The 9,706-nt window shown below is 47.5% G+C and carries 9 protein-coding genes, 1 pseudogene and 1 riboswitch; of the genes and pseudogenes, 8 read left to right on the top strand and 2 right to left on the bottom strand.

Translation table 11 applies throughout. From position 1 onward, the window contains the following. Window positions 1–14: 14 nt before the first annotated feature. Window positions 15–638, bottom strand: coding sequence for a TetR/AcrR family transcriptional regulator (locus BUA65_RS03575; protein ID WP_072867401.1), 624 nt, complete (start codon window positions 636–638; stop codon window positions 15–17). Window positions 639–969: 331 nt separating this feature from the next. Beyond that, window positions 970–1,250, top strand: a riboswitch (cobalamin riboswitch). 363 nt (window positions 1,251–1,613) lie between these two features. Between BUA65_RS03575 and BUA65_RS18750 the strand changes: the two are divergent. The 7 genes and pseudogenes from BUA65_RS18750 to BUA65_RS03610 form a co-directional block, all read left to right on the top strand. Beyond that, window positions 1,614–1,867 (top strand): annotated as a pseudogene (locus BUA65_RS18750) (ISLre2 family transposase); the annotation flags it as partial. A 225-nt stretch (window positions 1,868–2,092) separates the two neighbouring features. Continuing rightward, window positions 2,093–3,652, top strand: coding sequence for an HD domain-containing phosphohydrolase (locus BUA65_RS03585; RefSeq protein WP_072867403.1), 1,560 nt, complete (start codon window positions 2,093–2,095; stop codon window positions 3,650–3,652). Next, window positions 3,621–4,073, top strand: a complete 453-nt coding sequence (locus BUA65_RS03590) for a GGDEF domain-containing protein (RefSeq protein ID WP_072867404.1) — start codon at window positions 3,621–3,623, stop codon at window positions 4,071–4,073. The genes BUA65_RS03585 and BUA65_RS03590 overlap by 32 nt, the downstream gene beginning before the upstream one ends. A 202-nt stretch (window positions 4,074–4,275) precedes the next feature. Next, the gene (locus BUA65_RS03595) at window positions 4,276–5,850 is read left to right on the top strand and encodes a methyl-accepting chemotaxis protein (RefSeq protein WP_072867405.1); all 1,575 of its coding nucleotides are present in this window, start codon (window positions 4,276–4,278) and stop codon (window positions 5,848–5,850) included. A gap of 212 nt (window positions 5,851–6,062) precedes the next feature. Then, window positions 6,063–6,674 carry an HD-GYP domain-containing protein gene (locus tag BUA65_RS03600; RefSeq protein WP_072867406.1) on the top strand — a complete coding sequence of 204 codons (612 nt, stop codon included), beginning with the start codon at window positions 6,063–6,065 and terminating at the stop codon, window positions 6,672–6,674. Further along, window positions 6,674–8,128, top strand: coding sequence for a GGDEF domain-containing protein (locus tag BUA65_RS03605; RefSeq protein ID WP_072867407.1), 1,455 nt, complete (start codon window positions 6,674–6,676; stop codon window positions 8,126–8,128). Before BUA65_RS03600 ends, BUA65_RS03605 begins: the two co-directional genes overlap by 1 nt. A 136-nt stretch (window positions 8,129–8,264) precedes the next feature. Further along, window positions 8,265–8,531: a hypothetical protein gene (locus tag BUA65_RS03610; protein ID WP_131821455.1), complete on the top strand. Its 267-nt coding sequence runs from the start codon at window positions 8,265–8,267 to the stop codon at window positions 8,529–8,531. A 135-nt stretch (window positions 8,532–8,666) separates the two neighbouring features. On the opposite strand, the gene BUA65_RS03615 is transcribed toward BUA65_RS03610, so the two are convergent. Beyond that, window positions 8,667–9,113 (bottom strand): PIN domain-containing protein, encoded by a 447-nt coding sequence (locus tag BUA65_RS03615; protein ID WP_072867409.1) that lies wholly within the window; start codon window positions 9,111–9,113, stop codon window positions 8,667–8,669. Between the two features lie 306 nt (window positions 9,114–9,419). Here BUA65_RS03615 and tsaA point away from each other — a divergent pair. Continuing rightward, the coding region (tsaA, locus tag BUA65_RS03620) for a tRNA (N6-threonylcarbamoyladenosine(37)-N6)-methyltransferase TrmO (RefSeq protein WP_072867410.1) at window positions 9,420–9,706 on the top strand (287 nt) is incomplete at its 3' end.

Raw genomic sequence — 9,706 nt, forward strand, 5'->3', positions numbered from 1 at the left:
GGCCATAAAACTCCTTACCGGTGTACCAGATATATTCGTTCAAAGAAGATTTCCTCGATCAGGTCTGTGTCAACGGGATGTCTATCGGGGTTTTCCATCCAGCAAAAAAGAAAGGCATTGCTTATACTGTCAAGGGCCAAAGCCAGGTAATACGGGTCAAGCGGGCGGAAAATCTTCTTTTGAATGCCTTTTTCAAAAACAGCAGCCAGCTTCTGGATTAGCTGGTCATAGAAACTGCGCAGCTCAGTTTCTAACCCCCTCCTGACGTTAAAGCTCACGCCGGCACCCGACACTGAAAAGTAAAGCCGCACCGACAGGATGTTTTCCATAAAAAGTTTACATTTTGTTTTTAGAAAATTTTTTACCCTGGCATATTCGTCCCCCTTTTCTTCCAGCGCTTTCGATAAAGCAGAATAAAACAGCATTGCCGTCTGCATTAAAATCTCTTTATACAGTTCCTCCTTATTTTTGAAGAACTTGTAAAGAGTACCCACGGCAAATTCTGCCCGTACGGCTATTTCGTGCATGGAAACGTTATGATAACCCTTTTGCGAGAATAACTCCAGCGCAGCCTGCAGAATTTCCGCCCGGCGCTGCAGTTGTTCTCGTTCCTTTCTGGAAAGTTTATCCTTTTTCATTGTAGCCTCCAGGTAAAGATGTATGAAGCTGGCATCACGAAATGAACTTTAAGTTCACTATATAGCATTACGATTTTTTTTGTCAAGCGCTACCCGGGAGGAGCAGGCCAGGGGGCAACCATTCCGGTTGGACCAACTGCCGCCCGAGTACCCGGCGATGGGTGGGAGGGGTGCAGAAAAGAAAGGTTCCGGGAAGGGCGGGTGAAATTGTCACCCGGGTGATGATTCCGGTACGGGGGAACCGGTGTAGATACCTGCTGAATCTTGACGCGGATTTTATACGAAAATAGCGAATCTGGACAACATATGCCTGTTGTGTTATAATTTAGGCAATTGAATAAAGTGAACGGGTGCTCCCTGCCGCAAAAGGCAAGGATAGAGGGAAGTCAGTGAAAATCTGACGCGGGGCCGCCACTGTGAATGGGGAGTCCGCCACACAAAACCACTGGCCCAAACTCACTGGTGAGCTGTTACATCCAATGGCACGCTTGTTCAGCACTGAATGATGTAACAGCATGGTTCAATCGTTGTCACCGGTAAGTGCCGGGCTGGGAAGGCGTGGTGGGGCAGTGATCCATGAGCCAGGAAACCTGCCCGTTCCTTTTCACCGCTTGTACCTACGGTCCATGGGGAGGTGAAAGAGTTTAAGTAGTATGCTTTTACCCCTGCACCCGGACATGCAGGGGTTTTTAGTATTTTATAAATGCCAGATTGCAGGAATAGGTGCTTTATCCTGAGGGATAAGGCTTAAAGGGGTGATATGGTCCACTGTCGGGGGAGCCCCTTCAACTTATTTTAAGGAAGCTTTGGGTGACTTGAGGGGGCCATGACCTGAGGATAGCAGAGGGCATGCCTATTCCACTCCTCATTATCTGTACGGGGGGAGCGGTGGAGCATGTCCTTTTTGTGTTCACACAGTTACATTACCCCCCGGCACCAGGTTGGGGGGTTTTCTTTGTGCTTGGTTGGGCGGGCCGAATACCCCGGATTTTGGTCGTAATGGCAAAGGGGGAGCTTAGCAAATATGTTTTTTGCTGGCCGGTGGAACACCGGAAGTTGAGGGAATTGGCGCAATTAAAGCCAGTGGAAAAACAAAAAAAGCCGAGGATGTGGAAAAGTGGCTGCAGGCGTTTTTACCGGCATTAAAGGGTCCTTTTGCGGACCGGCAGTGGATTAAGTATGTTTTACGGGAACTTGCCCGGCCCAATCTTTCTACCCTTATTTGCTAGCTTGTTTCCTGGTAAGCTTAAGAGGACCTAAAAGGCGGCGCAGTTAAGGGAGCCTTGGCGGCCGCGAACCTCGCAGGTGGCTCAATAGACTCCGGCGATATTTAAGCGCCTGACCGGCCAGAGGAAGGCAAATCCCTATCCCCAAAAGGGGTTTTAACCGCTCCCGGATGGATTTGGCAGTAATTTTGGTGAGCGGTGGACAGGTAGAGGAAGGTGACACTTACCGTGTCCGTTTTAAAAATGCCTTATGATGAAAAATTGCTAAGTTCATTAGAATCAATCATTGCCAGCGACCCGATTGCGGATACTCTTTACCTGGCTCTAAAACATAAATACTATTCAGTTTACTGTCATTGTGTAAATGTATCCTGTTGTACCTATCTTTTGGCCACTAAAATGGGCTTGCCGGAACAAGAGTGTTTGCGTTTAACTCTAGGTGCATTACTCCATGACATAGGCAAAATTAACATATCGCCAAAGATTTTATACAAACCTGGCAAACTAAATAAAGAAGAATGGTCTGTAATTAAAAGACATCCTGTTAATGGCATTAATTTACTGAATGATTCCAAGCTTTACCATATGGTTGCTGATTCGATTCGTTATCACCACGAAAGGTACGACGGCAGTGGATATTTAGAGGGGTTGTCCGGGGAAGATATACCGTTGGCTGCAAGAATCGTCAGCATCGGTGATTGTTTTGACGCCCTGGTATCTTTCCGGCCCTATAAAAAAATATTAAGTTTTGAAGAAGCAATTGAAGAACTAATAAAAAGCAAAAACACTCATCTGGACGGTCGATTGGTAGACATGTTTATATCCATAGCGCCAGATTTTTATAAACATCATTATCATCCTACGTACTTTCCCCTTAGCGTAGAAAACAGTAACAAAAACTACAGCAAATTTATTATTAACGAAGATAGTGAACTCGAAATTAATTGGGAAGAAATTTTAGATCAGTTGCCTGATATAGGAATAATATTGATAGACAGGGATGATCGTATCCTCTTTTGCAACAATTTTGCAGCAAAATTAAGAGATGCAGAACCGGGTGAATTGATAGGCAAAACCATAATTGATATACAACGCCCCCACAGAAGAATAGTGGTTAAAGAAAAGCTTGCCAAAGTCAAAAGTGGCCAGGCAAATGGGTGGGAGCGGTTAATGGCAAGAAAAGGAAGATACATTGAAAATAAATATATAAAAATAGCAGATGAAAAAGGTTGCTACAGTGGGATGCTAATGCTGACAATGGATGTTACTCAAGGAGAAAAGCTTCTTAGAATGCTGCTAATTAACCTGGAAAAATTAAGTATTCTAGCCCAAGCAAACATATTTTTGAAGAAAGTATTTGATCTGGAAGATACATTAAACAACACTGCAGCCTTGATTAGTAAGGTTTTGACGCTCGAGAAATTATGGCTCGTTATTATGAGAAATGGAGAAATAAATTGCTTTCAGGAAGGAGAACAGCCCCTCAATGATAACCAACGAGAAGAACTCATTAAAAAATGTGAAAAGTTGGTACAAAATGGCCTCCAAGAGATAATAATAGAAAAATGGGCGGGAAGCAAGAGAATTTTTATATTTTTAGAATCAGGGGATGAATTTAAAGGTTTTTTGGTTGTCGAAACAAAAGGCACTATGCATATAGAGCAACAGGAACAAGACCTGCTTAAAGTGATTGGAAACTATGTAGCATATGCGATAAAAAAATTATTATTTATATCGCGAGTTGGAAAATTTGGCAATGAAAGATCAATTAACGAGAGTCTACAATAGGCAGTACTTAAACCTCATAAAGAACAATTTAAATGTGCAAAGCAAGTTTGCTCTTATAGTGGTGGATATAGATCGTTTGAAGTATATCAATGATAACTTTGGGCATCAAATGGGTGACTTGATTATTAAGGGTACGGCAGATATTTTAAAACAATCCGTCAGGCAAAGCGATTGGATTATAAGGATGGGTGGTGATGAATTCTTAATAATAGTCACTGACTGCAATGAGGCAGAAGTGCTAAAAATAGTCAACCGCATAAAAGGTAAAGTAGCTGCTTGGGAACATCCCATTGCTGGCTTAAGCTTATCTGTAAGTGTGGGATATGCTATGTCCAAGCGCGGGCTGAGCTTTGATGAGATTTTTACTCTAGCGGATAACAATATGTATGAGCAAAAAAGAGGTTATACCAGGCTTTTTTAGGATTAATTACTGCGGGCAAGCGCCGGTGCGAGGGGACGGCCCTGATCTGGTGTATGGAAAATTTGTCTTTTGTAGGGGAGGGTAATTCCATGTGAACATCTAGAGGATTTTTTCGGGAAGGAGTAGCGGTTTGATTTGATAACCCTCAACTGTAGGGAATTCCTGGGTCGACGAAATTCCTTGGAAAGGAGTCTGATTGGCGGTGGGCAGGCTTGCAGATAGTTTTTCGTCCACGATGTCTAAGCTGATAGTAGCCTTTACAACGATTGCTTTGCTCCTTCTTTTTCTGGGAGGGTCACAGTTCTATTTTCTGGCAAAGATCAACGCCCTGGATCGGGAGGTGGAGCACGCGGACCAGGTTGTGATGGAGACTCATGCATTACAACTGTCTGTTGCGGACCTTTTAATGCCCCCACACGATTACTTGATTACCGGCTCCCTTGAAGAACGCGAAAATTTTAAAGTATTGCGGACTGAAACCGAAAATATACTGGCACGACTCCAGAGTTTGGATCCGGATTCTACTGCTGATATTTCACTAATTGAACAGGATTTACAAGCAATTTGCGAAACTGCGGAAGCACTTTTGGGTTTAAGGGATCCGGTAGGTAACAAAGATGTGGGCCACCTAATGGAAGAGATGGACGCTAAAGAGCAGAAGCTGATAAATGACATGTCCCGGTTTTTGACGCACGCTTCTGAGGTTAAACAAAATGCCAGTCTAACAAAATTCAGAACTGTGAGAGCGATTAGATTTTGGGAGATATTACTGCTAGGTGTGGTATTAATTCTTGTACTAATTATAGCAATATATTCCAAGCGTAATATCGGCATGCCACTTTTAAAATTGCAAACGGTAATTAATCAGGTGGCGTCTGGTGACCTTACTGGCGGCAGCTTGCTGGCTAATACGCGTGATGAATTCGGCAGTTTAGCGAGGGCGGTTAATCAGATGATTCAGAATCTAAAGGATATCGCTTACAGGCTGACCGGAAAGGCGCGGGAACTGACGGAGCAGATGCTGCAGATCAGCAGCGGCACGGAGCAGACAGCTAGTGCGGCGACCAGTGCTGCTTCGTCTGTCAGCAAGGTCGCGGCTTTAGCGGAACAGGTTTCGTCTGCCATCCAGAACCTTTCAGACACGGCCACGCAGACGGTGCAGCATGCGCGGGCGGGACAGGAGGGCCTGGATAAGGTGGTGGCGCAGATGGCCGCGATCCAGCAGGCGACCCGGAACATGGTGACGGCGATGGAACGGCTCGGGAAGAAGTCGGGGGAGATCGGCGCGGTCGTCGAACTGATCACCCAGATTGCCGACCAAACGAACCTGTTGGCGCTCAACGCGGCGATTGAGTCGGCGCGGGCCGGCGAGCAGGGGAAAGGCTTTGCGGTAGTGGCTGAAGAGGTTCGACGGCTGGCGGAACAGTCGGCCAGCGCGGCCAAGAAAATTTTCGGCCTGATAGAAGCGGTGCAGGAGGAGGCAAAGACAATGTCGGCAATGATGGATCAGAACGCCCAAACGGTGTCGGAGGGGACGGTGCTGACCAGCGAGGTAGCCCGCAACTTCCGAGAGATCATCCAAGCGGTGGAAGACCTGAACGGCCAGTTCAAGGAGATCGCGCGGGCTACACAGGAGGCAGCTGGTGGTGTAAGTAACATCGCCGCTGCGGCGCAACAGCAGACGGCAACGATGCAGGAGATGGCCTCCTCGACCCAGCAGTTGGCGGCAATGGCTGAAGAACTTGAGGGGCTGGCGCGACGCTTTAAAGTGGCCTAGGGCGATTACTAGCAGTTTTAGGGAAGGAACTTTTTAAAAAACGTCGAATAAAAAATAAAAAACGTACGGAACTTTTGATGGCAGAAAGCCGGAGCTTTCCTGACTGAACCCGGGTTTGAAACTGCGGATTATTAATTAGGCCACGAAGGCTGGTTCTCTAGCTATTTGGAGAGGAGCCTTTGTGGCCTTAATTTTTGGGGGAGGGAATATTTGTGAATGTTCTCCCGGCCGGTGAACCCCCTTTGTTGTCAACGGTTTATCCTTTTTTAGAACGCTTTTTCCCCGAACTTGCTGTTTTCCCGGAATTACTGATGCACAGTGTGCGCACGGCAAAGTATGCCTTTCGATTGAGTTGCTTCCTCGGGCTCGGCAGGCCCCGACTCCTTTTTTGGGCCGGAGCCCTGCATGACGCAGGCAAACTGCTGGTGCCCCGTCATATTTTAGAGAAGCCCGGCCCTTTGCTGGAAAGCGAGTGGAAAATGGTAGTGCGGCACCCCCTGTGGAGCTTTGAACTGGTGGAAAGCAGGTGCCGCGGGATCCGGGGCCTGGGGGGTATCCTGGCTGCAGTCAAAGCGCATCATGAGTCCTGGGATGGCACAGGCTATCCTGAGGGCCTGAAAGGTAACGGTATTCCCCTGGAGGCGAGAATTTTAGCCCTGGCCGACGTGTTTGATGCTCTAACCTCTCCCCGGCCCTACCGTTCTCCCCTGAGTTTGGGGGAAGCTCTTAAAGTGATGGCAGAAATGGGGGGTAAAAAACTGGATCCCCACCTGTTTCAAAGAGCGCGGGTTTTCCTGGCCCGTTTTAAGGAGGAAGCGGTTTGATGTCAGGGAGTGGGAGAAGGCGCAGTATAATTCAGGTATTTACCGTGTGGTTCTTTACCCTTGCCCTGGTTCCCACCTTGCTGGCTGTTTATGCTACGGCCAAGTACCTCACCTTACAAACCGTTGCCTGGGCAAATAGATACCTGACCCAGATGGCTTTATACGAAAGCCAGATTATTTCCCTTTCCCTGAAGCACACTCTGGGAGAAGATGGATTTTTCTTCTCTTTCCAGGGAGAGAAGATTACAGCCAGTAAAGGCGGGCTGGTAAAAAGAATAGACCCGGCTCAACTCGGGCCTTTGTTTCCGGTGGAACCGGAGCCTGCCCAAATTTTTGCCCCCAAATTTCTTTTTGGATTTGGTTACCAGCCCAAACTGCGGCTCAGGGAAATGCCGGTCATTTACCTGGAAGATAGTAATGGTGCTGTTCTTTATCTGGCCGGGAAAAGAGAAAAATCCTCCTCCGGGGACAGGTTGTTGCTTAAGGCCTTCGGATTAAAAGAAAACCTGGAGGTTGGCGCGCCGGTGCCGGGGACCAACCTCAGGATAAGGGTTTGGGCTTCAGTGGGAGGACTCGTGGAGGAACCTTTGCGGCAATTGTGTGTTCCTCTCGGCGGTACACTTATCCTGGTGATATTACTGTCAACCCTCCTTTATCCCCTGGCTGCGGCACAAATAGTATATCCCTTGAAAAATCTGGCTGAACGCTTATCCCGTTTCGATCCGGCAAAAAAAGAGGATATCTTTGCAGGCAGCAAATTTCAGACCAGTGAGTTGGCCGGGATTGCTTCTTCCTTTAACAATATGGCCTTACGGGTACGGGACACTCTGTCCGAACTGGAGCAGAAAGTAAAAGAACTGGAGGAAAAAAACGAACTCCTCCACCAGGCCCGGCGGCGGCTGGAATGGCTGGCCAGCTATGATCCCCTTACAGGCGTTCTAAACCGCAGGTCTTTTATGGAGCGATGTTTGTATTTAATCAGAGAAGCGGGGGGCGAATTTCCCCACGTGGCCGTCTTGATGATGGACGTGGATAATTTTAAAACCATAAATGATTGTTACGGGCATCCGGTGGGCGATATGGTCCTGAAAAAAGTAGGGGAATTGTTGAGACATCAGGTCAGGAAAGATGATCTGGTGGGGCGGTACGGGGGTGATGAATTTGTCCTGTTCTTTCTCGTTAACCAACCGGGAGAATTTAATGTCCTTGCCCGGCGCATTTTTACCTCTCTTTGTTCTGCGCTGGCTTCCGTGTCGGAACCGGATCTGAATGTCTCCATCAGCATGGGTGGAGCAATTGCCGGACGTGTTTTAATTGGTGACGACCGCGACCTGGAACGGCTCATCAGCTTCGCTGACCAGCTTCTTTTAGAGGGCAAGCGCCGGGGTAAGAAGGCGGTCCTGATCCGGTGTGCGGAAAATTTGTCTTTTGTAAGAGAGAGTGATTCCTTATGAACTGCTGGTAGATTTTATTTAAAAAAACTAGTTTAATTTGATAAAGTTCCCAGCAGTAGGGAATTCCCGGGTTGACGGTATTCATTTAAAAGGGGGCCGTTTTTTATGCCGGCCCCCCTCTTAAAAATTAATGCTCATGCTCGTGAACATGGTGTTCGTGGTTGTGCATCTCTTCTTCTCCCGGCAGATGCTCGTGTTCGTGGGTATGCGTTACCGCCGGATGAGTGTGTTCGTGAGCGTGAGTTGTCTCCCCGTGCGCATGTGCATGCGTGTGGGTTACCGCCGGGTGAGTGTGTTCGTGGGCATGCTTGATTACCTCGGTCATAAATCATCCCTCCTCCAGGAAGATTTTTCTGCCGTCCGTCGGCAGATATTCCTCATCAAAATTTTAACCTACAGATAGATGGTAAATCAAGTTGTTTCGCAAAATTTTTCTAAGGTTTACCTTTAATTTCAGGGTGCGTGTCCAAAAAGGATTGGACTCAAGATAACACAGGCTTAAGGAGAATTAAAATGGTAGTTTGCAGCACTACTGTGCCTATACAGGAAGATCTTTCTTCAAAAGGGATACCAGCTCCTGCAAAAAATCCCCGGGTGTACCGGCTGCGAAATCCACTTTCCCTTCCCAGTCTTCATTCAGGAAGTGCTTATCCAAACTTAACAACCAGTCCACCTTTGCTGTCATGGCCGCTGCCATTGTGGGGGCGTCCTTTTCGTTAATCAACGATTTGACCCGTTCCAGATCGTAATCATCAGGATCTGCCATTTTAAGGGGCAATGCCTTAAACAATGTGTAGAAGTGGTCCATACAACCGGGCAACTTTTTCTGCAAGTTCCGGAATACTTCACTTACAACAGTCTCAGAAACGTACGGAGTGATTATCCCCAGTTCAACCAGGGCAAGCACCTCGTGCGAACCGCCGGTTCTCGACGCCAGGCCGGCAATAATCACGCTGCTGTCCAGGAATACTTTAATCTGTTTCATATTTGTGAGTACCCTCTCTTAATTCCGCCAGCAGCTGCTTCAAGTCCACATTTTATTGCAAGATTGACTTTTCCCTTTTAATTTGGTAGGATGGGTTATGAACGGAAGTTGAGTAATTTTTAACCCCGTAGTGAAGACGGGAACGAGGCGCATCAGTTTTTGGAAAATCACATAAGGGCAGGTAAAAATAAACGGCCACGGAGGCCCGGGTGTCCTTTTTTGGAGAAAAGGGGGGGGGCGTGGCTTTATTATTTTTTTGAACCATAGTGTTCACAAGTTAAGTTAATTTAAAGAAGGTGATCGCTTTTGGAACTAGTTCCTGTTGGGGTAATCCACAGCCCTTACCGGGTGCCCGGCGAGGCGCCGCACCAGGGGCGTTTTTCCGACCGGACGTCGGAGCTGGAGATTTACCCCCAGTTTATGGAAGGTTTAAAAGATGTGGAACATGCAACCCACCTGATTGTGCTTTACTGGTGCCACCTGGCGCGCCGGGACACGCTGCAGACAAGAACGCCCTTTGGCCCGGAAATACGCGGTGTTTTTGCCTGCCGCTCACCTTCCCGGCCCAACCCCATTGCCTTCTGTGTGGCGGA

This window comes from Desulfofundulus thermosubterraneus DSM 16057 (genome assembly GCF_900142025.1).
Classification (GTDB): domain Bacteria; phylum Bacillota; class Desulfotomaculia; order Desulfotomaculales; family Desulfovirgulaceae; genus Desulfofundulus; species Desulfofundulus thermosubterraneus.

Excerpts from the sequence above, each read along its gene's own strand:
- BUA65_RS03575 (WP_072867401.1), bottom strand. The coding sequence starts at position 638 with ATGAAAAAGGATAAACTTTCCAGAAAGGAACGAGAACAACTGCAGCGC.
- BUA65_RS03590 (WP_072867404.1), top strand. The coding sequence starts at position 3,621 with ATGAAAGATCAATTAACGAGAGTCTACAATAGGCAGTACTTAAACCTC.
- BUA65_RS03605 (WP_072867407.1), top strand. The coding sequence starts at position 6,674 with ATGTCAGGGAGTGGGAGAAGGCGCAGTATAATTCAGGTATTTACCGTG.
- BUA65_RS03610 (WP_131821455.1), top strand. The coding sequence starts at position 8,265 with ATGCTCGTGAACATGGTGTTCGTGGTTGTGCATCTCTTCTTCTCCCGG.
- BUA65_RS03615 (WP_072867409.1), bottom strand. The coding sequence starts at position 9,113 with ATGAAACAGATTAAAGTATTCCTGGACAGCAGCGTGATTATTGCCGGC.